The organism is Pseudoxanthomonas sacheonensis (genome assembly GCF_010093305.1).
In the GTDB taxonomy this organism is placed as follows: domain Bacteria; phylum Pseudomonadota; class Gammaproteobacteria; order Xanthomonadales; family Xanthomonadaceae; genus Pseudoxanthomonas_A; species Pseudoxanthomonas_A sacheonensis.
This window is the reverse complement of the sequence record NZ_PDWS01000001.1, coordinates 1-23,700: the sequence shown is the minus strand read 5'-3', so window position 1 is coordinate 23,700 and position 23,700 is coordinate 1. Positions and strand designations below refer to the sequence as shown.

20 protein-coding genes are annotated in these 23,700 nt (G+C 64.2%); 7 read left to right on the top strand and 13 right to left on the bottom strand.

Features of this window, described 5'->3' with window-relative positions:
* Window positions 1-28 precede the first annotated feature (28 nt).
* The gene (locus CSC73_RS00100; protein WP_093283224.1) at window positions 29-220 is read right to left on the bottom strand and encodes a rubredoxin; all 192 of its coding nucleotides are present in this window, start codon (window positions 218-220) and stop codon (window positions 29-31) included.
* 68 nt (window positions 221-288) lie between these two features.
* On the opposite strand from CSC73_RS00100, the gene thiE reads away from it, so the two are divergent.
* The 4 genes from thiE (at window position 289) to CSC73_RS00080 (ending at window position 4,142) form a co-directional block, all read left to right on the top strand.
* Window positions 289-927 carry a thiamine phosphate synthase gene (gene thiE, locus CSC73_RS00095; RefSeq protein WP_163838444.1) on the top strand — a complete coding sequence of 213 codons (639 nt, stop codon included), beginning with the start codon at window positions 289-291 and terminating at the stop codon, window positions 925-927.
* A gap of 179 nt (window positions 928-1,106) precedes the next feature.
* A complete protein-coding gene (gene hemL, locus CSC73_RS00090; RefSeq protein ID WP_163838443.1) occupies window positions 1,107-2,399 on the top strand; it encodes a glutamate-1-semialdehyde 2,1-aminomutase in 1,293 nt (430 codons plus the stop codon).
* Complete coding sequence (locus CSC73_RS00085) at window positions 2,396-3,028, top strand: HAD-IA family hydrolase (protein ID WP_163838442.1); 633 nt, start codon at window positions 2,396-2,398, stop codon at window positions 3,026-3,028. The genes hemL and CSC73_RS00085 overlap by 4 nt, the downstream gene beginning before the upstream one ends.
* Window positions 3,018-4,142, top strand: a complete 1,125-nt coding sequence (locus tag CSC73_RS00080) for a trans-sulfuration enzyme family protein (RefSeq protein WP_163838441.1) — start codon at window positions 3,018-3,020, stop codon at window positions 4,140-4,142. The genes CSC73_RS00085 and CSC73_RS00080 overlap by 11 nt, the downstream gene beginning before the upstream one ends.
* Before the next feature lie 138 nt (window positions 4,143-4,280).
* Here CSC73_RS00080 and CSC73_RS00075 read toward each other — a convergent pair whose 3' ends face one another.
* The 6 genes from CSC73_RS00075 to CSC73_RS00050 all read right to left on the bottom strand — a co-directional run bounded on the left by CSC73_RS00075 (window position 4,281) and on the right by CSC73_RS00050 (window position 10,263).
* A complete protein-coding gene (locus tag CSC73_RS00075; protein ID WP_163838440.1) occupies window positions 4,281-5,516 on the bottom strand; it encodes an acetylornithine transaminase in 1,236 nt (411 codons plus the stop codon).
* 17 nt (window positions 5,517-5,533) lie between these two features.
* A complete protein-coding gene (locus CSC73_RS00070) occupies window positions 5,534-6,073 on the bottom strand; it encodes a cysteine hydrolase family protein (protein ID WP_163838439.1) in 540 nt (179 codons plus the stop codon).
* A 197-nt stretch (window positions 6,074-6,270) separates the two neighbouring features.
* Window positions 6,271-7,968 (bottom strand): S8 family peptidase, encoded by a 1,698-nt coding sequence (locus tag CSC73_RS00065; protein ID WP_163838438.1) that lies wholly within the window; start codon window positions 7,966-7,968, stop codon window positions 6,271-6,273.
* A 381-nt stretch (window positions 7,969-8,349) separates the two neighbouring features.
* Window positions 8,350-8,937 carry a metal-dependent hydrolase gene (locus CSC73_RS00060; protein ID WP_163838437.1) on the bottom strand — a complete coding sequence of 196 codons (588 nt, stop codon included), beginning with the start codon at window positions 8,935-8,937 and terminating at the stop codon, window positions 8,350-8,352.
* Window positions 8,938-8,971: 34 nt separating this feature from the next.
* Entirely contained in the window at window positions 8,972-9,409 is a 438-nt protein-coding gene (locus CSC73_RS00055) for a VOC family protein (protein ID WP_163838436.1), read from the bottom strand.
* Window positions 9,410-9,444: 35 nt separating this feature from the next.
* On the bottom strand, window positions 9,445-10,263 hold the full coding sequence (locus tag CSC73_RS00050; RefSeq protein WP_093283268.1) for an SDR family oxidoreductase: 819 nt from the start codon (window positions 10,261-10,263) through the stop codon (window positions 9,445-9,447).
* 310 nt (window positions 10,264-10,573) lie between these two features.
* Between CSC73_RS00050 and CSC73_RS00045 the strand changes: the two genes are divergently transcribed.
* Window positions 10,574-12,589 carry a bifunctional DedA family/phosphatase PAP2 family protein gene (locus tag CSC73_RS00045; RefSeq protein WP_163838435.1) on the top strand — a complete coding sequence of 672 codons (2,016 nt, stop codon included), beginning with the start codon at window positions 10,574-10,576 and terminating at the stop codon, window positions 12,587-12,589.
* 449 nt (window positions 12,590-13,038) lie between these two features.
* Here CSC73_RS00045 and CSC73_RS00040 read toward each other — a convergent pair whose 3' ends face one another.
* The 3 genes from CSC73_RS00040 to CSC73_RS00030 form a co-directional block, all read right to left on the bottom strand.
* Complete coding sequence (locus CSC73_RS00040; RefSeq protein WP_425502254.1) at window positions 13,039-13,656, bottom strand: LON peptidase substrate-binding domain-containing protein; 618 nt, start codon at window positions 13,654-13,656, stop codon at window positions 13,039-13,041.
* Between the two features lie 120 nt (window positions 13,657-13,776).
* The gene (mpl, locus tag CSC73_RS00035; RefSeq protein ID WP_163838433.1) at window positions 13,777-15,243 is read right to left on the bottom strand and encodes a UDP-N-acetylmuramate:L-alanyl-gamma-D-glutamyl-meso-diaminopimelate ligase; all 1,467 of its coding nucleotides are present in this window, start codon (window positions 15,241-15,243) and stop codon (window positions 13,777-13,779) included.
* Between the two features lie 137 nt (window positions 15,244-15,380).
* Window positions 15,381-15,959, bottom strand: coding sequence for an adenylate kinase (locus CSC73_RS00030; RefSeq protein WP_163838432.1), 579 nt, complete (start codon window positions 15,957-15,959; stop codon window positions 15,381-15,383).
* A 125-nt stretch (window positions 15,960-16,084) separates the two neighbouring features.
* Between CSC73_RS00030 and CSC73_RS00025 the strand changes: the two genes are divergently transcribed.
* The gene (locus tag CSC73_RS00025) at window positions 16,085-17,341 is read left to right on the top strand and encodes a 6-phosphofructokinase (protein WP_163838431.1); all 1,257 of its coding nucleotides are present in this window, start codon (window positions 16,085-16,087) and stop codon (window positions 17,339-17,341) included.
* 377 nt (window positions 17,342-17,718) lie between these two features.
* Here CSC73_RS00025 and CSC73_RS00020 read toward each other — a convergent pair whose 3' ends face one another.
* Window positions 17,719-19,647, bottom strand: a complete 1,929-nt coding sequence (locus CSC73_RS00020; RefSeq protein WP_163838430.1) for a sigma-54-dependent Fis family transcriptional regulator — start codon at window positions 19,645-19,647, stop codon at window positions 17,719-17,721.
* A 245-nt stretch (window positions 19,648-19,892) separates the two neighbouring features.
* Between CSC73_RS00020 and exaC the strand changes: the two genes are divergently transcribed.
* Window positions 19,893-21,422 (top strand): acetaldehyde dehydrogenase ExaC, encoded by a 1,530-nt coding sequence (exaC, locus tag CSC73_RS00015; protein ID WP_163838429.1) that lies wholly within the window; start codon window positions 19,893-19,895, stop codon window positions 21,420-21,422.
* A gap of 82 nt (window positions 21,423-21,504) precedes the next feature.
* Here the strand turns inward: exaC and CSC73_RS00010 are convergent, their stop codons facing one another.
* Window positions 21,505-22,008, bottom strand: a complete 504-nt coding sequence (locus CSC73_RS00010; protein ID WP_163838428.1) for an REP-associated tyrosine transposase — start codon at window positions 22,006-22,008, stop codon at window positions 21,505-21,507.
* Between the two features lie 755 nt (window positions 22,009-22,763).
* Window positions 22,764-23,700, bottom strand: a 937-nt coding sequence (locus CSC73_RS00005) for an RHS repeat domain-containing protein (RefSeq protein ID WP_163838427.1), incomplete at its 5' end; no start/stop codon positions are given.

The following is a 23,700-nucleotide window of genomic DNA, read 5'->3' as shown; positions in this document are numbered from 1 at the left end:
GTCGCGGGCAGGGCCCGCTCCTACAAGATCAATCGACTTCGACCATCTCGAAATCGTCCTTGGTCACGCCGCAGTCCGGGCAGGTCCAGGTGTCAGGGATGTCCTTCCAGCGCGTGCCGGGCGCCAAACCTTCTTCGGGCAGGCCCTTGGCTTCGTCGTAGATGAAGCCGCACACCACGCACATCCAGGTCTGGTAACGGCTGTCGTCGGCGTCGGTCATCGGGGGGATAATGGCGGGGAAGCGGGCGCCTATTGTCCCATTCCCCACCCCGCACCGGAAGTTTGCCGATGAATTCCCGCTGGCCGCAGCCCGGCTCCGCACCCCGCGGCCTGTACCTGATCACCCCGGACGAGCCCGATACCGCGCGGCTGCTGGCCCGCACCGCGCCGTTGCTGGCGCAGGGCGCGGCCTGGCTGCAATACCGCAACAAGAGCGCTGGCGGCGCGCTGCGGCACGAACAGGCTGTGGCGCTGCAAGCGCTGTGCGCAAACGCCGGCGTACCGTTGATCGTCAACGACGACGTGCGCCTGGCCAAGGCGGTCGGCGCGGCGGGGGTCCATCTGGGCGAAGACGACGGCGATATCGCCGCAGCGCGTGCGCTGCTAGGTACCGAGGCCATCATCGGCTCGTCCTGCTACAACCGATTGCAATTGGCCGAAGCCGCCGTCGCTGCGGGCGCGGATTACGTGGCTTTCGGCGCCTTCTTTCCCACCCGCAGCAAGACCGGGACTCGTCAGGCCACGGTGGATCTGTTGTCGCGGGCCGCCTCGCTGGGCGTGCCGCGGGTGGCGATAGGCGGCATTACCCCGGACAATGCGCATTCGCTGATCGAAGCCGGAGCGGACCTGGTCGCGGTGATTTCCGGCGTCTACGATGCACCGGACCCCGCAGCCGCCGTACAGGCCTATTGTCGATGTTTTTTGTAGGAACGAGCTCTGTGCTGCGACGCTCCACTGCTTTGTAGATCCGAGCTTGCTCGGATGCTTTTCTACACGACTCGATCTTGTAGGAGCGGACCCTGCCCGCGACAGGCTTTACCGTTAAAGCCTGTCGCGGGCAGGGCCCGCTCCTACAACCCCCCTCGCAATCACAGGCAAAATAGGCCATGAACCACGAAAAATCCCACGCCCTGTTCGCCCGCGCCCAGGAGCTGCTGCCTGGCGGCGTAAATTCGCCCGTGCGCGCCTTCAAGTCGGTGGGCGGCGAACCGTTCTTCGTGCAGCGCGCCGACGGCCCGTACCTGTTCGACGTGGACGGCAACCGCTACATCGACTACGTAGGCTCATGGGGCCCGATGATCGCCGGCCACAACCATCCGGCGGTGCGCGAAGCGGTGCAGCGCACGATCGGCGACGGCCTGTCGTTCGGCGCACCCTGCCCGGCCGAAGTGACCATGGCCGAAACTCTCACCCGGCTGGTGCCTTCGTGCGAAATGGTGCGCATGGTCAACTCCGGCACCGAGGCCACGCTGTCGGCGATCCGGCTGGCGCGCGGCGCGACCGGGCGCATGCGTATCGTCAAGTTCGAGGGCTGCTACCACGGCCATGGCGATTCGTTCCTGGTCAAAGCCGGCTCGGGAATGCTCACTCTCGGCGTGCCGACCTCGCCGGGCGTACCAGCAGGCTTGAGCGAGCTGACTTCCACGCTGAGCTACAACGATTTCGATGGCGCCACGGAATTGTTCGACTCGCTGGGCGGAGAAATCGCCTGCGTGATCGTGGAACCGGTGGTCGGCAACGCCAATTGCCTGCCGCCGCGCGAAGGCTACCTGCAACATCTGCGCGAACTGTGCACCAGACACGGTGCGCTGCTGATCTTCGACGAAGTGATGACCGGCTTCCGCGTCGCGCTCGGCGGCGCGCAGGCGCATTACGGCATCACTCCCGACCTCACCACTTTCGGCAAGATCATCGGCGGCGGCATGCCGGTGGGCGCTTACGGCGGCCGGCGCGAGCTGATGGCGCAGATCGCACCCAGCGGCCCGATCTACCAGGCCGGCACGCTCAGCGGCAATCCGGTGGCGATGGCGGCCGGCCTGGCCATGCTGGAACTGGTGCAGGCGCCGGGATTCCACGACAGGCTGACTGCGGCCACGCATGCCTTGTGCGACGGACTGGAAGCAGCCGCGCGGGAGGCCGGCGTCGCCGTCAGCACCAATCGTGTCGGCGGCATGTTCGGCCTGTTCTTCACTTCCGAAAAAGTCGACACCTACGCCCAGGCCATCGCCTGCGACACGGCCGCGTTCAACCGCTTCTTCCACGCCATGCTCGAACGCGGCGTGTACCTGGCGCCGTCCGCATACGAAGCCGGCTTCATGTCCAGCGCGCACGATGAGGCGATCATCGCGCAAACCCTCGCTGCGGCGCGCGAATCCTTCCAGGTCGTCGCCGCAGGATGAGCGCGCCGGCGCTGGTCCTGTTCGACCTGGACGGCGTACTGGCGCACTACGATCACGCGCCGCGGCTACGCGTGCTGGCCGAGCGCACCGGCGCCAGCGAGCGAGCGGTTTCCGCGGCGTTGTTCGAATCGGGCCTGGAACAGGAGGCCGATCTGGGTCTGCACGATGCCCAGGGCCACGCGAAGGAATTGGCGAGACGGTTGGGTGCGCCGGTTGCCATTGCCGACCTGGTCGCCTCGCGCGCGGCGGCGATGACCGCGAATGCAGGCATGCTGGCGATGGCCAAGCAGGTGGCGCGCAAAGCGCGCGTCGCCATCCTGACCAACAACAACCTGCTGCTGCGGGACAACCTGCCCGTCATTTGCCCGCCGTTGTTTCCGCTGTTCGAACAACGCGTGTTCTGCTCCGCGCAGTTCAGGCTGGGCAAGCCCGACCCCAAGGTGTTCCTGCTTTGCCTGGAGGCGCTGGGTACGCCACCGGAAGCCTGCTTCTTCATCGACGACAAGCCCGAAAACCCCGAAGGCGCGCGCGCCGCCGGACTTTCGGCGCACCACTATCTCAACGACACCCTGCTGCGCGCGGAATTGCTCCAGCGCGGCCTACTGGAGGAACGACCCGATGCGCCTTGAAACCCTCGCCATCCATGCCGGCGGCGAAAGCGATCGCGAAACCGGCGCGCTGGCGCCGCCCATCCATCTGGCCACCACCTTCAAGCACGGGCCCGCGGGCGAACGCATCGCCGACTACGAATACCAGCGCGAAAGCAATCCGACCAACGACCGTCTGCGCGAGGCGATCGCCGCGATGGAAGGCGCCGCCACGGCGCTGACCTTCGCATCGGGGATGGCCGCGGTCACCACCTTGCTGGAATCGTTGCCGTCCGGCACGCGCATCCTGGTCCCGGACGACTGCTATTCCGGCGTCCGCATGCTGGCGACGGAATTCCTGCCCGAACGCGGCATCGAGGTCCGGCGCCTGGACATGGCCGACCTGGCGGCCGTGCGCACCGCCTGCGCCGAAGGCGTGGGCCTGATCTGGGCGGAAACGCCTTCCAATCCATTGATGAAGGTCAGCGACATCGCCGCGCTGGCGGTGCTAGCGCACGAACACGGCGCGCTGCTGGTCTGCGACAACACCTTCGCCTCGCCGGTACTGCAGCAACCGCTGGCGCTGGGGGCGGACATCGTCATGCATTCCACCACCAAATACTTCGGCGGCCACAGCGACGTGCTGGGCGGGGCGCTGGCGTTCAAGCGCGACGACGATTTCTGCAAACGCGTCGCCCATCGCCTGCACATCACCGGCGCGGTACTGGCGCCGTTCAGCGCCTGGCTGACGTTGCGCGGCTGCCGTTCGCTGCCGGCGCGCATGGCGCTGCACTGCTCCAATGCGCGTCGCGTCGCCGAATTTCTGGAAGCGCAGCCGCAGGTGGAACGGGTGAACTATCCGGGCCTGCCTTCGCATCCGGGACACGCACTGGCCACGCGCCAGATGCGCGATTTCGGCGGCATGCTCAGCGTGCAGCTGCGCGGCGGCCGTGAGGCGGCGCTGGCGATGGCCGGCAGGCTGCAGCTGTTCACCAATGCGACTTCGCTGGGCGGCTGCGAATCGCTGGTGGAGCATCGCGGGTCGGTGGAAGGGCCGCATACCACTACTCCGCAGAATTTGCTGCGGCTGTCGGTGGGGTTGGAGCATGTGGACGATTTGATTGCGGATCTGCAGCAAGCCTTGCAAGAAGCTTGAGCGCGCTGTTCAACCCTTCTCCCGTCGGGAGAAGGTGGCGCGTAGCGCCGGATGAGGGTACGGCGGAGTCAGGATCGTTCACCATCATGGACTTCGCCGCACCCTCACCCCAACCCCTCTCCCGGTGGGAGAGGGGCTTTAAATCGCTGACATCTTCTTCGCGAAAACCGACAAAGCCGAGCGCAAGCGCGCCATACCATCAGCCACTTCCGCTTCGGTGATATTCAACGCCGGCACGAACCGCAACACATCAGGTCCCGCCTGCAGCAGCAACAGCCCTGCAGCAGCGGCGTGATCGAGAATCTCACCGGCACGCCCCGCGAGCTCTGGTTTCAGCACCGCGCCCAGCATCAAGCCACGGCCGCGAACTTCCGAGAAAATTCCGAATTCCGCGTTCAGCGAATCCAGGCCATCGCGCAATGCCTGCGACTGTCTCTGCACATTCGCTGCAATTTCTTCCGAACCCAGCTTGCGCAACGCCACCCGCGCCACCGCAGCGGCCAACGGATTGCCGCCAAAGGTGGTGCCATGCGCGCCGAACTGCATCACCTCGGCGACCTTGGGCCCTGCCAACATGGCGCCGATGGGAAAACCGCCACCCAGCGCCTTGGCCAGGGTGACGATGTCGGGCGTGATGCCTTCCTGCCAATGCGCGAACAAAGTGCCGGTACGGCCCATACCGCACTGGATTTCGTCCAGCGCCAGCAGCGCGCCATGGCGGTCGCAGAGCTCGCGCACGCCACGTAGGAAGCCTTCGGCCGCCGGCATCACTCCGCCTTCGCCTTGGATAGGCTCGACCAGCACTGCGGCGACATCGCCAGCAGCCATAGCCGTTTCGAGTTGCCCCAGATCGTTGAAATCTACGTAGCGGAAACCGCCCGGCAGCGGCTCGTAGCCTTCCTGGTATTTCGGCTGCGCGGTCGCGGTGACCGCCGCCAGCGTGCGCCCATGGAAGCTGCCGCGGAAGGTGACGATGACGCGGCGATCCGGCGCCCGCCCCTGTGCGGTGGCCCACTTGCGGATGAGCTTGATCGCCGCTTCATTTGCCTCGGTTCCCGAGTTGCACAGGAACACGCGCGAAGCGAAACACGAGGCGGTGACCAGTTCTTCGGCCAGGCGCAGCGGCGGTTCGCTGTAGAACACGTTGCTGGTATGCCACAGCTTGCCGGCCTGTTCGGTCAGCGCGGCGACCAGATCGGGATCGTTGTGGCCCAGTCCGCAAACGGCGATGCCGGCCGACAGATCCACGTATTCGTTGCCGTCGCGGTCCCAGACGCGCGCACCCTGGCCGCGCTCCAGGATCACTTCGCGCGGACGGTAGACGGAAAGGTAGTAGCGCTGGCCGGCGGCGAGCAGGTCGGTGGTGTCGGACATGGAATCAGGGAGAGCGGTCAGGAGCTGAAACGGATCTGTTCCGACGGCAGCGCTTCGATCACCGGCCCGAAGCTGCTGATTTCGGGCAGGGTCGCATTGTGGTGCGTGCGGATCTGGGCGGCGGTGGCGTGCGGCTTGTCCTGGGTGGTGTGCGCGTCGGCCGCCAGGATCACCGCATAGCCGTGGGCGGCGGCGCTGCGGGTGGTGGTGTCCACGCAGAATTCGGTGGCGTAGCCGCAGATCACCAGTTGTTCGACGCCGGAAAACGCCAGCACTTCGTCCAGGCCGGTGCGCAGGAAGGAATCGGGGGTGGTCTTGCGGATGCGGTGGTCGGCCGGCTGCGCCTGCAGGCGCGAATCCAGCTGCCAGCCCGGCGCGCCCTGCTGCAACTGGGTGCCCGGCACCTCATGCTGGACCAGGATCACCGGCACGTCGCTGGCGCGTGCTCGCCCGGCCAGGGCGTTGATGCGTTCTATCACGGCATCGGCCTCGGCCGGGGCGGGGGTTTCGTCGAACAGGCCTTGCTGGACGTCGATGATCAACAGCGCGTTCTTCATTGAGAGATTCCGGCAAAAGGAGCGCAGCACGCGATCGAATGGCTGTGTTGGTCATTGTACAGATGCGAACACCGGGTCGCAGCCGCATCGGCCTTCCATGCTCAATGCGTGCGGCGTATCACGAGCCGTGCGCCAGGAAACGAAAAAGCCCCGGCGCAAACCGGGGCTCAAGACGTGCCTGGGCGTGGAGAACCCGATCAGTTGAAGGTCATGCCCCAGCCGAGCATCGGGGCCGTGGTCGAGGACGTGTTGTTGACGAGCAGCTTCCAGATGCCTTCGCGCGCTTCGCCGGACAGGTTCAGCGTGAACGGCTGGGTGCCGAAGCCGCCCAGCGACGGCAAGGGGTAGATCGTTCCGTCGGGCGCGACCAGTTGCAGCTGCAAGCTGCCAGGACTAGCCGGGTTGGCGCTCACGAAGATCTGCGTGTTGCAGGACGCGTTGCCCGGTCCCGGAGCGAGCAACGTACGCACGCCCACCGTCTGGGCGGCAACGGCGCCGCCGTTGCCGCTAACGCTCAGCGGCACGCTCAAGGCGACGTTGACCGCGTTCTGGGCATTCACGATGCCTGTACCGATGGGTTGCGAAGGTGTCGATGGGAACGGGGTGGCCGTGCACTTGACCAGGGCTTCGACTTGCGCCGGAGTCTTGGGTATCGCCGCAACTGACTGGATCAGCGCCGCCACACCAGCCACGTGAGGGGTCGACATCGACGTTCCGCTTTTTGTCCCATATGACTCGGCCACCGGAACGGTGGTGCCTGAGTTTTGTGTTGAGAGGATGCCTGAACCGGGCGCGGCCAGGTCGACCGCCGGACCGTAATTCGAGTATTCAGCCCGTGCTCCAGTCTTGGTCGTCGCACCCACGGTGATGACGTTATTGCAGTTGGCCGGCGAGAAACCCGAGGCAGGTGCGTTGTCGTTGCCTGCAGCGACCACCAGCGTAGCCCCCAGCCCGACCGCACCATTGATGGCGCTCTGTGTGGTGGAGCCGCAGGCGCCTTGTCCGCCCAGGCTGAGGTTGATGACCTCCGCTGGATACGGGTTTGCCGGCACGCCCGGAACGCTGCCGCCGGCAGCCCAGATGATCGCATCGGCGATGTCCGAATCGTAGCCGCCACAGGTGCCCAAGGCACGCAATGGCACCACCTTGGCCGCCGGAGCGACACCAGCGACTCCCTGTCCATTGTTCATCACCGCCGCCACCGTGCCGGCGACATGAGTACCGTGCCAACTGGAATTTCGTGCCGGATGCGAACCACCGCACTGATTGGCGGCAATCCAATCGCCAGGGTCGTGCGCATCGCTATCGCGCCCGTCACCGTCATTCGACACGGCCACCTCATCGATGAAGTCGTAGCCAGGCAGGATGTTGGCGTTGAGATCGCTGTGGTCGGTGATACCAGTGTCGATCACCGCCACCACCACACCGGCGCCCTGAGTGACGTCCCAAGCGTTATTGGCGCGGATGCCGTAGGTGTCGTACATGTCCCATTGGCGTGGCAGGTAATAGGTATCGTTCGGAGTGAAGAACGCCTGCATGCGCCGATCTACTTCGACGTACTCCACATCCGGATCGGCGGCGATCTGGCGCATCAGCGATTCGGCTTCCACCCGGTCCAGCTTGCGGTCGATGCGCACCACGTCCGATCCGATGCCCATGCGGCGCAGATGCTTGAGCGCCAGCGCCTTGCCGCCTACCTGCGCCGATGCGGCGCGCGCCAGCGACTCTTTCGCCCTGGAAACGCTGCCGCGCTCCGGACTGCCGCTGCGATAGCCGACGATGAACTGGTCATAGGTCTGCCCGGAACCCAGACCCGCAAGGTCGACCTTGCCGGCCATGGCGGGCGCGGCGATCAGCGAGACCGCAACGGCGGTGGCGAATGACAATGCATGCATACGCATACGACGATTTGATACAAACGACATAGGTTTGCTCTTCCTTGTGAAGGGATGGAATCCGTCCTGAAGGATGACGGAACGACGCGCGTCGAAGACGCGTCACGAGCCTACTACGCCGCATGTGTGGTTTGAGCAGCGCGGTACGCGTTGCGATGCAAGTGTGCTGCGACTTACAGATACATCACGATTGTTAGATCGTCGTATCACGAATCTGATTGCCTATTTTTTGCCTTGTTTTCAGCTGTATTTAACGACATCAATTCAGCAGTCAGGCAGAGCGCTCACTGGAAAATTAAAATCGTGAGCTGCCTTACATTTGTTCGGCGCAGACGGATCGGGATAGACGCTCGCGCGATTTTCAATCGAACTGCTTTGTGGTCAACGCTGAAGCGATACCGACCATGCCAGCATCGCCAGCCACAACGGAAGAACGAAGACTGCATTGCGCACAAGCACGCGTGGCGCGGTGCCGCGTGCGACGGCCACCAGCAAGCCGAGCAGTGGAACCAGAATGCCAAGTTCAATGAGCAGATTGCGCCACAGGTAGTAGTTTCCCAACGCCAATCGGCCCGCACTTGGAAGCAGGCCGAAGGGCAACGCCACTTGCCGATCGGCGAAGGGCCACAGCAACGGCAGTCCGTGCGCTCCGACCAGCAAGTCCAGCAGCGGATGCGAAACGCTGGCGAGCAGCAGCGCTGGAAACGGGACGCTGGCAACCGCCTCGATGCGCAGCTCGAAGGATAGGAACCACATAAGCAGGCTTGCCGCCAGTGCGAACGCCAGCGTGTGCGTCAACCGCAACGTCGGCTGCGCATGCCACCACCAGATCGCCAGGTAGTCCAGGTCAGGACAAACGACGAGAAACACGAAAGCGGGCAGGGCCCAGAGCGCACGTTGGTCCCCTGCCCGATTGCAGGCCAGATAGACCGCGACTCCCGCCAATCCGTGGCCGACTATCGATGACATCTGCTTGGGCGATCGCTCGCTTTTCCTTGCGGTGTCACCAAACGCCGGTATTGGCCATCGACAGCCACGGCTCCTGCGGCGGCAGGCGTCCGCCTTTTTGCAACAATTCGATGGAAATCAGGTCGGGCGTGCGCACGAACGCCATGCGGCCGTCGCGCGGCGGACGGTTGATGACGACGCCTTGCGATTGCAGGTGCGCGCAGGTGGCGTAGATGTCGTCGACTTCGAAAGCCAGGTGGCCGAAGTTGCGCGCGCTGCCGTAGTCTTCGGTAGGCGAACCGTCGGCGGGCGGCCAGTTGTAGGTCAGTTCGATTTCGGCTTCGGGATTGGCGGGCGCGCCGAAATAGACCAGGGTGAAGCGTCCGCCTTCGTTTTCGATGCGGCGGGTTTCGGCAAGGCCCAGGCCTTCGGTGAAGAATTTGGCGGTGGCGTCCAGGTCGTGGACGCGGATCATGGCGTGCAGGTATTTCATCGTGACAGGGGCTCCGATGGCGTTGAGTCGTCTGCTCAATCGAGGAACAGATCGGGGTAAAGCGGTTTGGAAGGATCGACTGCGTAGTTCGAAAGATCGGTGACGCCGGCTTCGGCCAATACTTCGTCATCGATCAGGAAATTTCCGGAGAATCCTGCGGCCCCGCGCGTGAGTACGGCGTGCGCGGCGTCGGCCATTATTTCCGGCTTGCGGCCGTTGGCGGCGTCCACGCCGGGAATCATGTTCAGCGCTTCGGTGGCGATCAGCGTGCGCGGCCACAGCGCGTTGACCGCGACGCCTTGCGGCCCGAACTCCGCCGCCAGCCCCAGGGTGACGAAACTCATGCCCATCTTGGCCAGCGTATAGCCGGTGTGCGGTCCCCACCACTTCGGGTCCAGCGATGGCGGCGGCGCAAGCGTCAGGATATGCGGATTGGGCGCCGCCAGAAGATGCGGAAGGCAGGCCTGCGCGCACAGGAAACTGCCGCGCGAATTGACCTGGCTCATCAGATCGAAACGCTTCATCGGCGTATCCAGCGCGCCACGCAGCCAGATGGCGCTGGCGTTGTTGACCAGGATGTCGATGCCGCCGAACAGATCCACCGTGGCGGCGACCGCGGCTTTGACTTCGTCTTCTTCGCGTATGTCGCATTTGAGCGCCAAACCCTGGCCGCCTGCGGCGTTCACCGCTTCGGCGGCGGTGTGGATGGTGCCCGGCAGCTTGGGATTGGGCACCGACGACTTGGCCGCGATGGCCACGTTGGCGCCGTCGCGCGCGGCCCGCAGCGCGATGGCCAGGCCGATGCCGCGCGAGGCGCCGGTGATGAAGAGGGTCTTGCCTGCGAGGGTGGTCATGCGAGGTCCTGTGGCGCACTTGTGGTGGGGCGGCACGCCCAAACGGTTGCGCCGTTTGTCAACATTCTGTCGTCATCCCAGCGAACGCTGGGATCCATTTTGATTTTGCTCTTATTGGTTCTACTTTCAACCCAGCGAAGATCAAGATGGATCCCAGCGTTCGCTGGGATGACGATAACCGGGGTTCGGGCTCCAATTCCGACTCGAAGGAACCACCACCCACGCATCAATGTCCCATACCCGACGCCTGGTCACAGTCTAAACCCACACTCCAGGTTCGGCCTGGGCGCGCACCTTATAATCGGCGGCAATGAATCCTTCCTGGTTCGACAACCTGCTGGCCTGGATCACTGCGCATCCCGTGGCCGCGGGGGCCGTGATCTTCGCCATCGCGTTCTGCGATGCGTTGATCGTGCTGGGCGCGATCGTGCCGGCGCTGCCGCTGTTGTTCGCCGTGGGCATGCTGATAGGCCTGGGCGAACTATCCGGGCCTTATGCGGTGGTATCTGCGGCGGCAGGTGCGTTCGCCGGCGATGCGATCAGCTTCCAGATCGGCAGGCGCTGGGGACCGCAGCTGCGCAATCACTGGCCGTTCCGCAAGTATCCGCAGCTGCTGGACCGCGGCGAGACCATGTTCCGCCGCAATGCGCTCAAGAGCATCCTGATAGCGCGCTATGTGGGGCCGATCCGCCCTTTCGTGCCGGCGATCGCGGGGATGTTGGAAATGCCCTGGCGCCGCTACCTGCCGGCCAGCCTGATCGCCGCGCTCAGCTGGGCGGTGCTGTTCCTGGCCCCGGGATGGGTGCTGGGCGAGGCCTACGATGCGGTGGCGGCGGTCGCCGGACGGCTGGCACTGGTGTTGGCATTGGTGCTGGTAGTGATCGCCGTAGCCTGGGCGGGTGTGCTGTACACCTATCGCTGGTTCGCCGCGCATGCCGACTCGTTGCTGGCGCGCGCGCTGGCGTGGTCGCACGAGCACCCGGTGCTGGGGCGTTATTCGATGGCCGTATTCGACCCGCAACGGCGCGAATCGGTGCCGCTGGCCTTGCTGGGCGTGATGCTGCTGGCCATGGGCTGGATCTGGTTCGCATTCCTGGCGCTGGTGCTGGGGCATGGCGAGCCCCTGGGCGTGGACCTGGCCATCCACCAGGCGATGCAGGCCTTGCGCAATCCGCTGGCCGATTACCCGCTGGCCGCGCTCGCCTCGCTGGGCGATTGGGAAGTGCTGACCCCGGCTGCGGCGCTGGTGCTGCTGTATCTGGCCTGGCGCAAGCGCTGGATGGCGGCGGCGCACTGGCTGGCGGCGCTGGCCTTCGGCCTTGCCTTGACCGCCTGGTTGGGTGTGTCGGTGGATTTTCCGCGCCCGCCCGCGGTCGGCGGCGGTTTCAGTTTCCCTTCGATCACCATCACCATGGCCACGATCACCTTCGGCTTCTTCGCCGTGCTGATCGCGCGCGAGCTGCCGGGGCGCCGGCGCATCTGGCCTTATCTGGTGTCGGGCCTGGTGGTGGCGTTGATCGGCTTCGCTCGCATCTACCTGGGCGCGCACTGGCTGAGCGATGTCATCGGCGGAATGCTGTTCGGCATCGTCTGGCTGCTGGTGCTGGGCATCGCCTACCGGCGCCGCACCGTCCGCTCGCTGTGGATGAAGCCGCTGGCGTGGCTGTTCTACAGCGCCATCGCCGTGGCCGCGCTCTGGCACGCGCCGCGCAACATCGCGCCGCTGCTGGCGCAATTCGAAGTGGAGCAAACCATCGTTTCGCTACCGCTGGAACGCTGGTGGGAAAACGACTGGCAGCAGCAGCCGGCGCGGCGCAACGAGTTCGACGACGAACAGCGCTGGCCGCTGGATGTGCAGGTCGCCGGCCCGCTGGCTCCTCTGCGCGCGCAGCTGCAGGCGAAGGGCTGGCGGACGCAGGACCAAGCCGGTTGGGAACAGGCCCTCAACCTGCTGGACAGCGATCTTCCCGAACAACGGCAGCCGGTGCTTCCGGCCACGCTGGATACCCGCGCGGAAAGCCTGCTGATGCTGCGCGACGGACCGCAGCCCGGCGAGATGCTGGCGCTGCGGTTGTGGGCAACGCCTGTGGCGTTGTCGCCGGACGGCCCGGGCAAGAAGGCGCTACCGCTATGGATCGGCAGCGTGCAGACGCTACAGCACCAGCGCGCCTTCGAAGTGGTCGGCATGTGGCGGCCGTTGCGCGAGGCCGGCTCGTCGCTAGAAGCGTTGACCGAAGCGACCGAGGGGATGGAGCAGCGGGTCGCTTTGCATCCTGAGTCGCAGGTGCCTGTGTTGCGGATCCGGACGGATCGCACTGCGAAATAGAACCATCTGCGGACTTCCACGCAGTGTTTCGAACGACGGCATCTTTCAGAACGCCTTGCTTTGGCTTTGGCTTTGGCTGTTACCAACAGAACCCGTGAGGCGCGGCAAATGAGGCGGGATAAACCCCGAAGGGGCGGCGCACAGGGATGTGCGCCGTTTCCGGAGGCGCAGGATGCGCCTTCCGGAAATTCCCGCCTCATTTGCGAACCCAGCGGCTTCATCGCTGGGCGCGCCGCTAGGGCGGCTTTCTTTTGGTTACTTTTCTTTGCCGTTCAAAGAAAAGTGACTCGCGCAACGCGCGAAACGCTCTTGCTTTGATCGGATGGACTACGCCAAGAGCGCCCCCATCCGCCTTCGGCACCTTCCCCCGCAAGCAGGGGAAGGGTTCAACTGCCTGACCGAACCGACTTCCGAATTTTCAATATCCTGCACTCGATTTACGCAATCGTTCAAGGCATCATCCGCAACAGCATCGACAAGCGTTCGTGCGCATCGTCTTCCTGCAACACCGACAATCGCTGCGCATCCTCGAGCGGCAGGAATTCGGCCAGCCGCCATCCCACCCAGGCCGCATCGTCGAAACGCGCGTTGCTGACCTTGCTGTGTTCGCCGCCGATCTTTTCCAGGAAATGCTGCAGCACCGTGGCCAGCAGCGCGTGTTCCGGGCGCAGCGGATCGTCCAGATCGGCCTCGCGCCATTCCACCTCGCCCATGATCAATCCGTTATCGCGCACACGCGTGCGGTTGACATGGAAACGCCGCGCGCCGCGCACCTGCAGAGTGAGCAATCCATCGTCGCCGGTATCGAAATCCTCGATCAGCGCTTCGGTGCCGAAGGCGACGGGCGAGGCCGGTACCCCGGCCTCGTTGCCGGCCAGGATCATGCACACGCCGAAGCCGTGCCCATTGCGGCCGCAATCGCGCACCATGTCCAGATAGCGGCGCTCGAACAAGCGCAAGCCCAGCGACGCGCCCGGCAACAGCACGGCATGCAACGGAAACAACGGCAGCGATTCGGTCATGCATGTCATCGGTAGGGTGGGCCTTGGCCCACCATTGCCATGCATTGAATTGCGATGGCGTTGGAACGGAAAGGCGGTGGGCCAAGGCCCACCCTACGACCCACCATTACCATGCACAAGGTTGCGATGGCGTTGAAACGGAAAAGCGGTGGGCCAAGGCCCACCCTACGTGGATTTTTGCAACGCCGCCAGAAAACGCCGCGGCGCTCCATCGAAGCCGCCGTTGGACATGAACACCACGTGGTCTCCGTCGCGAACCAGCGAGCGCAACGCATCGATCAAAGCACCCACGTCGGCGACGGTGCGCGCGTCGCCGCGGATCGCGGCCACTACCTTGCCCGCGTCCCACGCCAATTCCGGACGATGCAGGAACACCACCGCATCGGCGCCGTCCAGCGAAGGCGCCAGCGCGTCCGAGTGCGCGCCCAGTCGCATGGAATTGCTGCGCGGCTCCATGGCTACGACAATCCGCGCATCGCCGACCTTCGCGCGCAAGCCCTGCAGCGTGGTCTGGATGGCGGTGGGGTGGTGGGCGAAATCGTCGTAGATGGTGACGCCCTCGGCCTGTCCGATGACTTCCAGGCGACGCTTGACGCTGCGGAAGTCGGCCAGGGCCGGGATCACGGCGGCGATATCGACGCCTACCGCATTCGCCGCGGCCAGCGCCGCCAGTCCGTTCAACACGTTGTGGCGGCCCAGCATGGGCCAACGCACCACGCCAATCTCGTTGCCGTTGTGGAGCACGGCGAATGCGCTGCCGTCTTCGTTGAGCAGGCGCGCACTCCATTCCAGCGACGCATCGGGCACATCGTTCTGAAGCCCGAAGCGCTCGACCGGCGTCCAGCAACCCATCGCCAGCACTTCGGCAAGGCGCTCGTCCTCGCCGTTGACGATCAGCCGCCCGCGTTGCGGCACGGTGCGCACCAGATGGTGGAACTGGCGCTGGATCGAGGCGATGTCGGGGAAGATGTCGGCGTGGTCGTATTCCAGGTTGTTGAGGATCGCCACCAGCGGCCGGTAGTGCACGAACTTGCTGCGCTTGTCGAAGAACGCGGTGTCGTATTCGTCGGCCTCCACCACGAATGGGGAATCCGTTGCCATAGGCAACGACGGGTTCCCTTCTCCTGCTTGCGGGAGAAGGTGCCCCGAAGGGGCGGATGAGGGAGAGCGCCGATGTCCCCCGACGCGCGCGGACACGCCGAAATCCTCGGCCACGCCGCCGATCAGGAAGCCCGGATTGCGGCCGGCCGCTTCCAGCAGATAGCTGAGGATGGTGGTGGTGGTGGTCTTGCCGTGGGTGCCGGCCACGGCGATGGTGTCGCGGCCGGGCAGTACGTGCTCGGCCAGCCATTGCGCGCCGGAGGTGTACTTGCGGCCCGCATCCAGCACCGCCTCGACCGCCGCGTTGCCGCGCGAGAGCGCGTTGCCGACCACGATTTCGTCGCAATCGGGGGAAATGTTCTGCGGCAGGTAGCCTTGCGAGAAGGCGATGCCCAGCGTTTCCAGCTGGGTGGACATGGGCGGATAGATGGCCTGGTCGCTACCTTCCACGGCATGGCCCAGCTCGCGCGCCAATGCGGCGACGCCGCCCATGAAAGTGCCGGCGATGCCGAGAATATGGAGTTTGCTCATGGCGCAATTGTCGCCGGTTTACCCGCGGCAACGAAAGCGCGATGTAGGAGCGGGCCCTGCCCGCGACCGCCTTTGGCGCGGTCTACGATGGCAAGTGCGGTCGCGGGCAGGGCCCGCTCCTACAGAAAAACGTGCGCTCAGCCGACCTCTTTGGCCGGCGATAGCGCTTCGACCAGGCGGCTGAACACTTCGTCCAGCGAGCCCACGCCGTTCACCACGGTCAGCTGGCCGTGTTGGCGGTAATAATCGATCACCGGCGCGGTCTGGCTGTCGTAGACCTTGAGCCGGGTGCGTACGGATTCGGGGGTATCGTCGGCGCGTCCCTCGGCGGCGGCGCGTCCGGCAATGCGTTCCACCAGCAGCTCGGTGGGCACTTCCAGCTGTACCGCATAGTCCATGGGCTTGCCCATCTTCTGCAGCAGCACGCCCAGCGCATCGGCCTGCGCCTGGTTGCGCGGGTATCCGTCCAGGATGAAGCCGTTGGCGGTGTCGGCCCGGCTGAAGCGCGACTCGAGCATTCCCAGCAGGATTTCGTCGCTGACCAGATCGCCACGGGCCATCACTTCCTTGGCCTGCATGCCCAGCGGGCTGCCGGCGGCGACCTCGGCCCGCAGCAGGTCCCCGGTGGAGATATGCGGAACCTGCAGATATTCCTTGAGGCGCGCGGCCTGCGTGCCCTTGCCCGACCCGGGCGGGCCCAGTAGAACCAATCGCATTACTGACTCCCAAAACCAAAAAATGACCGGATGGCGGACGGCGGCGCTAGACTTCGCTGCGCCAGCGCGGCCCCGCGCTATGGCCCAAGCTTACCGCATCCCACCAATCCGGAACGACCTAGACCATGGCCGCAGGCACCCTCCTCTATGCTCAATCCGGCGGCGTCACCGCCGTCATCAATGCCTCCGCTTCGGCCGTCATCACCGAGGCCAGGGCCCGAAAAATCAAGGTTCTGGCCGCCCGCAACGGCATCCTGGGCGCCCTGCGCGAGGACCTGATCGATACCTCGAAGGAATCGGCCGCCGCCATCCGCGCGCTGGCCCACACTCCCGGCGGGGCGTTCGGTTCCTGCCGCTACAAGCTCAAGTCGCTGGAAGCCGACAGCGCCAAGTACGAGCGCCTGCTGCAGGTGTTCAAGGCCCACGACGTGCGTTATTTCCTCTACAACGGCGGCAACGATTCGGCCGATACGGCGCTGAAGGTGTCGCAGCTGGCCAAGGCCTACGACTATCCGCTGACATGCATCGGCGTGCCCAAGACCGTGGACAACGACCTGGCCGTGACCGACACCTGCCCGGGCTTCGGTTCGGCCGCCAAATACACGGCGGTGTCGGTGCGCGAGGCCGCGCTGGACGTGGCCGCCATGGCCGAGACTTCCACCAAGGTGTTCGTCTACGAAGCCATGGGCCGGCACGCGGGCTGGCTGGCCGCGGCCGCGGGCCTGGCCGGCAAGAATCCGGACGACGCCCCGCAGATCATCCTGTTCCCCGAGCGCGCTTACGACGAGGCGGCGTTCCTGGCCCAGGTCAAGAAAGTGGTGGCCAAGGTCGGCTGGTGCGTGGTGGTGGCCAGCGAAGGCATCCAGTACGCCGATGGCCGCTTCGTGGCCGATGCCGGCGGCGGCAAGGATTCCTTCGGCCATACGCAGCTGGGCGGCGTGGCTTCGTATCTGGCCGGCCGGGTGAAGAACGAACTGGGCATGAAAGTGCACTGGACCCTGCCCGACTACCTGCAACGCTCCGCGCGCCATATCGCCAGCAAGAGCGACTGGGACCAGGCGCAGGCGGCGGGCAAGGCGGCGGTGCAGTTCGCGCTGAAGGGCCAGAACGCGGTGATGCCGGTGATCGTGCGCACTTCCGATTCGCCCTACAAATGGAAGATCGAAGCCGCGCCGCTGACCAAGGTGGCCAACCACGAAAAGAAGATGCCCAACAACTTCCTGCGCAAGGACGGCTACGGCATCACCGAAGCGGCGCGCAAGTATCTGGAACCGCTGATCCGCGGCGAAGCCTATCCGCCGTACGGGCGCGATGGTCTGCCCAACTACGTGTCGCTGAAGAACGTGGCGGTGAAGAAGAAGCTGCCGAAGTGGGAAGGTTGAGCGCGTAGGGTGGGCCCTGGCCCACCGCTCTTCGCTCCGAAGCCATCGCAATCGGATGCATGGCAATGGTGGGCCGGGGCCCACCCTATGATCCCGATCGCATCGGAACCCCGTAGGGGTCTCGGGATGACAGGCTTTCAGCAAAAAACGGCAATCAGCGGGGGCAACCCGCCGTTCCGGGGTTGCCTGCCGCTTTTCTCGGCAGGCGTCGTTGGACGGTCGGGCTGAAGGCGTCGCCGAGCGTTTCGATGCATAAAGCCGAACATTTACCAGGGCCCGTTAACGCTATTGGGATTGGTCCCGCCGTGCCTGGGCGCGTGCGGGGCAAGAATGCCGAAGCGGCACGAAATGGATTCGTAAAATCATGCGGCGTAAAACTACTGTAGACGCCGCGGATCCAGTCCACGCGGGTCGCTGCCCAGGCGCCGGTAGAGAGTACTGCGGCTGATGCCCAAGCGCTTGGCGGCCTGCGCGACGTTGCCGTGGCACATGACCAGAGCCTCGCGCATGACGGTCTGAGTGATGGCGTCAAGGTCGTTGATGGCCCCGCCTGCGGCCGACGCGGCTGCCGGCACCGGCACGGGCGCCGTAGTTCCAGCGCGCTCGGCACAGCGCAGATAGGCGGGCAATAGTTCCACGTCGATACGCTGATCGGGTTCGCTCAATGCCACCAAGGTGCGCAGGCACGCGGCCAGTTGACGCAGATTGCCGGGCCAGGGATAGGCCGCCAGCCGCGCCAGTGCGGCCTCATCGAGCTCGCGCCCAGCGGCAACGCGTTGCCACAGCGCTGCAACCAGTTCCGTACATTCGCCGGCCTCGCGCAGCGGCGCGATCCGCACGCCGTGGTGAGCAATGCGGTAAAACAAGTCGGGACGGAAGCGGCCCGCCTGGATCGCCTCTTCCAGGTCGCGGTGAGTGGCGCAGATCAGGGCGAAGTCGAGTTTGAGCGGCTTGCCGCCGCCCAACGGGGTCAACTCGCGTTCCTGCAGCACGCGCAGCAGGCGCGGTTGCAAGGCCAGCGGCATATCGCCTATTTCATCGAGAAACAAGACGCCGCCATCGGCCTGGCGCAGCAAGCCGGGGTTGCCCTGGCGGCGGGCGCCGGTGAAGGCGCCGTCTTCGTAGCCGAACAGTTCGGCTTCGATGAGGCCTTCGGGCAAGGCCGCGCAATTGACTGCGACGAAGGGCTTGCCGGCGCGAGCGCTGCGGCGGTGCAGTTCGCGGGCGAACACTTCCTTGCCGGTGCCGGTTTCGCCCTGCACCAGCACCGGCAGGCCGGCGTCGAGTACGCGGCAGGCGCGTTGCAGATCCGTTTCGAGCGCGGCATTGAACAGCGGCGCATCGGCGCCCAGGCCGCGCGCCGCCGCCGACACCGTGATCGGTGCGCGTGTGGGCGGGCGCTTGGGACGCTGGCTATCGTCGTCATCGACGCGGCCGTGCAAGGCGCGGCCTTGGCGGTCGAGCAGCATGCCGTCGTCGCGCAAACGGGTGAGGGCTTCGGCGAACAATTGCGGGTATTGGGTGCGGCCCAGGTCGCCGCGCTCCAGCCCGAACAGATGCAGGCCGACACGGTTGGCGGCAACGAGTCTGCCGCCGCGAAACGCCAGCAGACCTTCGCGTGCGGTTCCGAGCAGGGCCGGAGCATGGTGCAGGCGCAGCAGTTCGCAGCCCTTGATGCCATCGTCGAAATAACGGTGTTCGATATTGGCCACCGCCAGCCGCGCCAAGCCAAGCGCATGCAACTGGGGCACGCTGGCGTCGCCGGAAATATCGAGCACGCCGACCAACTGCCCAAAAGGATCGAAGATCGGCGCCGCCGAGCAGCTCAAGATGCCGTGCGGGTCGAAATAATGCTCGCCGCCGCGCACTTCCACGCCGCGGCCTTCCACGATGGCGGTGCCGATGGCATTGGTGCCAACGCGGTTTTCGCTCCAGCAGGCGCCGGGCATCAGCGCCACCCGTCCGGCCTTGTCGAGAAATCCGGTGCTGCCTTCGGCGTCGAGAATCCAGCCCTCATCGTCGGTGAGCAGGACAATGCTGCCCGTGGCCACGGCGTCGCCGCGCAGGCCGTCGAGTTCGGCGCGCGCCAGCCGCCACAGCTTTTCGTGACGTTCGCGCATTTCGCGCAGGCGCAAGTCGGGTACCGGTTCCATCGCCGGCTGGTTTTGCGCGGTCAATCCCAATTGCTGGCAGCGCCGCCAGGATTGCAGGATGGTGTCCGGCACCTGGCCGACGGGCGCGGCTCCGCGTTCGAAGAATGTGCGCCGTGCCTGGCCCAGCCGCTGCTTGGAAGTGAGTTGCGCCACCGATCGCCTCCTGTCGCGTTTTGCGACAGCTGTTGCGTGTGCTGTCCCGATTAACAGCACGATCCGTGCGACGATGCAAGCTGCATTTCATGCGGCATCGCAACAAGTTCCGGTCGGCTTCATTGCGGCGTCTGGCTGCAGTGTTGCCGCATTGCAGCACCCGTGGTTTGGCACAGCGCTTGCGCTTTGAATCGGTACCCGCAGGGATCACCCCGCAGGGCCTTCTAGCCAACCGGGAGCACACCATGAACGCCGTCGTTACCGCCAAGCCGCACGCCACCGACCCGCGATCCATCTTCAAGCCGCAGTACGAGAATTTCATCGGCGGTCGCTGGCTTGCCCCCAAGGGCGGCAAGTATTTCGATTGCATCACCCCAGTCACCGGCAAGCCGTTCACCCGCGTTCCGCGCTCGCAGGCCGAGGACGTGGAAGCCGCATTGGATGCCGCCCATGCCGCCAAGGACGCCTGGGCCAAGACCAGCGTCACCCAGCGCGCCAATCTCCTCAACCAGATCGCCGACCGCATCGATCAGAATCTCGAACTTCTGGCCTATGCCGAAACCTGGGACAACGGCAAACCGATCCGCGAAACCATGAACGCCGACATACCGTTGGCGGCCGATCATTTCCGCTACTTCGCTGGCGCGGTGCGCGCGCAGGAAGGTTCGATCAGCGAGATCGACGAGAACACCATCGCCTATCACTTCCACGAACCGCTGGGCGTGGTCGGGCAGATCATTCCGTGGAATTTCCCGATCCTGATGGCGGCCTGGAAACTGCCGCCGGCGCTGGCCGCCGGCAACTGCGTCGTGCTCAAGCCGGCAGAGCAGACCCCCGCCAGCCTGCTGGTGCTGATGGAGCTGATCGCCGACCTGCTGCCGCCGGGCGTGCTCAACATCGTCAACGGCTACGGCCGCGAAGCCGGCATGGCGTTGGCCGGCAGCACCCGTATCGCCAAGATCGCCTTTACCGGTTCCACCGCCACCGGCCGCCTGATCGCCCAGGCCGCGGCCGGCAACCTGATTCCGGCCACGCTGGAGCTGGGCGGCAAGTCTCCGAATATCTTCTTCGAAGACGTCATGGCGGCCGACGACGATTTCCTCGACAAGGCGGTGGAAGGTTTCGTGCTGTTCGCCTTCAACCAGGGCGAGGTTTGTACCTGCCCATCGCGGGCGCTGATCCAGGAGTCGATCTACGAGCGGTTCATGGAAAAGGCGCTGGCGCGTGTAGCGCTGATCAAGCAGGGTAATCCGCTCGACTCCAACACCATGCTCGGCGCGCAGGCCTCGCAGGCGCAACTCGACAAGATCCTTGCCTATATCGACATCGGCAAGGCGGAGGGCGCCGAAGTGTTGATCGGCGGCGAACAGAACAAGTTGGGTGGCGATTTGCAGGGCGGTTACTACGTCAAGCCGACGGTGTTCAGCGGCCACAACGGGATGCGCGTGTTCCAGGAGGAAATCTTCGGGCCGGTGGTCAGCGTGACCACCTTCAAGGACGAGGCCGACGCCATCGCGATCGCCAACGACACCGCCTACGGTCTGGGCGCCGGCGTGTGGAGCCGCGATGGCGCGCGCCTGTACCGCGTAGGCCGCGCCATCCAGGCCGGGCGAGTGTGGAGCAATTGCTACCACGCCTATCCGGCGGCGGCGGCTTTCGGTGGCTACAAGCAATCGGGCATCGGCCGCGAAAACCACAAGGCCATGCTAGACCACTACCAGCAAACCAAAAACCTGCTGGTGAGCTATTCGCCCAAAGCCTTGGGCTTCTTCTGAGCCTTGATGTCCATCCGGCCCGCACACCCTCGGCTTATCCAGGGAGTGGGCGGGCAGCGGCAATGGTGGGCCAAGGCCCACCCTACATGTCTGCGCTCCGGTTTCCTGGCAGGTCACCACGCGCGATGTAGGCATGCAGCGAGGAGTACGGCCATTCGCTCGCTTGCTTCACATAGCCATGCTTTACCGGATTGAAGTGAATGTAGTCCACGCGTCGCCGCAGATCGGTTCCGTCGCGTATGAGGTGTTCCCAGTACCGTCTTTGCCAAATACCACGTTCACGTTTGGCGATTCGCGAGGGTCTTCGGTGTTCGCCGACGGCGATACGCCTGGAGAATCCGGCCTTGATATGGCTCCAGCGAATCGAGAATGCGTCATCGCCCGGCGGCAGCGTCCATAGGCAATGCATGTGATCGGGAAGTACGACGATAGCGTCGATGCGGAAAGGGCGAACCTTGTGTGCAACGCGAAATGCATCGCGTAGTTCGTCAATACGGTCGGTCAGCAGGGTTCGCCGCCTTTCGGCAATGGCGACCGTGAAGAAATAGGTGCCACCCGGCACCCAGACGCGTCGATAGTCAGGCATATCGAAAGCATCCGGACGATGGCACGCCTCCGCTATCGTCCCGTCACCCAACAAACCATAAGGAAAACCCTACCGTAGGGTGGGCCTTGGCCCACCATTACAATTTTTCAGGTTGCGATGGCTTCGAATGGGGCCCACCATTGCAATTTTTCAGGTTGCGATGACTTCGAATGGAGAGGTGGGCTGAAGCCCACCCTACGGGGCCTTCGGATGGAGAGGTGGGCTGAAGCCCACCCTACGGAGCTCAACCCATCCTACGAGGCTACGCTGGCTCACCGCACTCTACGATCGCTTAGTTCTTATAGATCCCGATGTAAACCATAGAATTATCATCGTTGTGCATTACGTAGATGCTGCATTCCGTCGAGTCGCAGGAGCTACCTTCACCCAATCTGAGCTCGGCTCTATCCAAGACAAACTCGCCCTCTTTATTGTCCAGAAGCTTGTTGCGAACTAGCCGCTCCTTAAAGTAATCAAGGTCTTCCCGATCAGCCCTTTGAAACGAGCCGTTTGTAAGAGAGATGACTCCCTGGCTGCCCTTCAATCGAAGAACCCACTCCCCTCCGATGTCCGTAAGGGAGTCATTCTTCGCGTGCTTTAAGATTTCATGCTCAGGCAAATAGTCATTCGCAAATCGTTGAATTGAAACATTGAGTTGATCTTCCTTCTGTGAGCACGCGCATACTCCACACGCGATCAAGAGGAGCGCTGTTAGCCTAATCCGAGTATGCATTGTTATATTCCTTATTCTGCGATCAGCGGCCGCAACAGTGCCTGCCAGAAATTTTCCAAGAACCCATTCTTACATTTCTCTCTTTAAATCCTGGAATTCTATTGTCTCCCGTGTTCTCAGAAACGTACATGCTGGCCCCGTATGAGAAACAGGAAGAACACATGTTAGGCGGATTATCCCACCTAATAGAAACGTTCGATGTCTGGATCTGGAAGGCACCGATTTGAACGTTTCTCTCGTACCAGCTCTGCGGCCTGTCGCCAAATCTCGCCATGTCTGGCTGAACGTCTATGTCGTCCGCACCACTATTGAGGGCGGGCAGCTGAGAGGCGTTGTTTCCGAACTTATCGCATATTTTCTTCAGTATTCGATTCTTAAGTATCTGCGCAGCGCCAGCCATAGTCTTGGGGAATCTAGAATCGAAGTAATTCGTGTAATCCTTGACGCCGTCTCCTCGTATGCCACCCGGATTGATTTGATCACCAAAACCAGGTCTACCGTCTAGTCCGAAGTGATCGGCAATCCCCGTAGGATTTCCGAAGCCATAAAGATAGGTCGCTACCCCACCATCGAGGCCTAACGGATCTGACTCAATGTATCGGCCCAGTGCAGGGTCGTAGTTCCTGAAGTAGTTGTAATTCAGTCCGGTGTTCGCGTCGTACTGCTGCCCCGGGAACCGCATATCAAATACCAGCGGAGTGGCGTCCCCATCCGGATCCTGAGCCGGCACGCTGTTGCCGAACGCCTCGCTCTTCAGGTCCCACGTCCACACCGGCACATTGCGCGCCACTTCGATGACCACGCGCGGGGTGCCCAGATGATCGGGTTCGACGTAGTGCAGCTGGTTGCCGTTGGCGATCAGGCCGACCGGCAGATCGTCCAGCCAGATCGCTTGTTGTAGCGCCGCCCCGGTGTTGTCGTAGTCGCCCAGCCAGTGGCCGGCTTCATCGTAGAGCGTG

Excerpts from the sequence above, each read along its gene's own strand:
- CSC73_RS00100 (WP_093283224.1), bottom strand. The coding sequence starts at position 220 with ATGACCGACGCCGACGACAGCCGTTACCAGACCTGGATGTGCGTGGTG.
- thiE (WP_163838444.1), top strand. The coding sequence starts at position 289 with ATGAATTCCCGCTGGCCGCAGCCCGGCTCCGCACCCCGCGGCCTGTAC.
- hemL (WP_163838443.1), top strand. The coding sequence starts at position 1,107 with ATGAACCACGAAAAATCCCACGCCCTGTTCGCCCGCGCCCAGGAGCTG.
- CSC73_RS00085 (WP_163838442.1), top strand. The coding sequence starts at position 2,396 with ATGAGCGCGCCGGCGCTGGTCCTGTTCGACCTGGACGGCGTACTGGCG.
- CSC73_RS00080 (WP_163838441.1), top strand. The coding sequence starts at position 3,018 with ATGCGCCTTGAAACCCTCGCCATCCATGCCGGCGGCGAAAGCGATCGC.
- CSC73_RS00075 (WP_163838440.1), bottom strand. The coding sequence starts at position 5,516 with ATGTCCGACACCACCGACCTGCTCGCCGCCGGCCAGCGCTACTACCTT.
- CSC73_RS00070 (WP_163838439.1), bottom strand. The coding sequence starts at position 6,073 with ATGAAGAACGCGCTGTTGATCATCGACGTCCAGCAAGGCCTGTTCGAC.
- CSC73_RS00065 (WP_163838438.1), bottom strand. The coding sequence starts at position 7,968 with ATGCATGCATTGTCATTCGCCACCGCCGTTGCGGTCTCGCTGATCGCC.
- CSC73_RS00060 (WP_163838437.1), bottom strand. The coding sequence starts at position 8,937 with ATGTCATCGATAGTCGGCCACGGATTGGCGGGAGTCGCGGTCTATCTG.
- CSC73_RS00055 (WP_163838436.1), bottom strand. The coding sequence starts at position 9,409 with ATGAAATACCTGCACGCCATGATCCGCGTCCACGACCTGGACGCCACC.
- CSC73_RS00050 (WP_093283268.1), bottom strand. The coding sequence starts at position 10,263 with ATGACCACCCTCGCAGGCAAGACCCTCTTCATCACCGGCGCCTCGCGC.
- CSC73_RS00045 (WP_163838435.1), top strand. The coding sequence starts at position 10,574 with ATGAATCCTTCCTGGTTCGACAACCTGCTGGCCTGGATCACTGCGCAT.
- CSC73_RS00040 (WP_425502254.1), bottom strand. The coding sequence starts at position 13,656 with ATGCATGGCAATGGTGGGCCAAGGCCCACCCTACCGATGACATGCATG.
- mpl (WP_163838433.1), bottom strand. The coding sequence starts at position 15,243 with ATGAGCAAACTCCATATTCTCGGCATCGCCGGCACTTTCATGGGCGGC.
- CSC73_RS00030 (WP_163838432.1), bottom strand. The coding sequence starts at position 15,959 with ATGCGATTGGTTCTACTGGGCCCGCCCGGGTCGGGCAAGGGCACGCAG.
- CSC73_RS00025 (WP_163838431.1), top strand. The coding sequence starts at position 16,085 with ATGGCCGCAGGCACCCTCCTCTATGCTCAATCCGGCGGCGTCACCGCC.
- exaC (WP_163838429.1), top strand. The coding sequence starts at position 19,893 with ATGAACGCCGTCGTTACCGCCAAGCCGCACGCCACCGACCCGCGATCC.
- CSC73_RS00010 (WP_163838428.1), bottom strand. The coding sequence starts at position 22,008 with ATGCCTGACTATCGACGCGTCTGGGTGCCGGGTGGCACCTATTTCTTC.